1 pseudogene is annotated in these 650 nt (G+C 56.8%); it reads left to right on the forward strand.

Annotation, left to right across the window (positions count from 1 at the left end):
• Positions 1-650: pseudogene (locus D6C13_RS25350) on the forward strand (RHS repeat protein); the annotation flags it as partial.

The following is a 650-nucleotide window of genomic DNA, read 5'->3' on the forward strand; positions in this document are numbered from 1 at the left end:
GGCGGTGTGAGCAAAACGGTATGGCTTGAGCAGCAGGCTCTGCCTCGTGATTTTATCGATCCTCAGGACGGTGTTTATCGCCTGCAGTATGACGCCTGCCATGGCGTGATTGCCGAAGAAGATCCGCTTGGCAATATCAGCCGCTATGAGCGGGATGAATTGGGTCAGGTCACGGCGTTCACTAACGCGTCCGGCGGCATCAGCCGCTTCACGTGGAATGAGCGCGGTCAGCTGACGCAGGCACAGGACTGTTCCGGTCAGACGACGTGTTACGGATACGATAAATATTACCGGCAAATCAGCGTGACGGATGCGACCGGCGAGTCCCGCAGTTTTGAATACGACGCCGCCGGCAGAATTATCCAGCTGACATCCGCCGAAGGCAGGCAGGAGCAGATATTTCATGATGCGAGGGGGCGCCTGACGGGATTCAGAGCCGCAGACGGCACATTGCGTGAATATGGTTACGATGCCGTGACCGGGCAGTTGTATTTTAGCCGCGATGCGCTGGGGGGAACGGTGACCCGTGCATATGACCATCGGGGAAGGCTAACCGGCCTGTGCAATGAAAATGGAGAAACGTACCGGTTTAACTGGGGAACAAACGATCGCCTGACGGAAGAAATCGGGCTGGATGATGTGATCACCCG

This window comes from Rahnella woolbedingensis (assembly GCF_003602095.1).
GTDB lineage: Bacteria > Pseudomonadota > Gammaproteobacteria > Enterobacterales > Enterobacteriaceae > Rahnella > Rahnella woolbedingensis.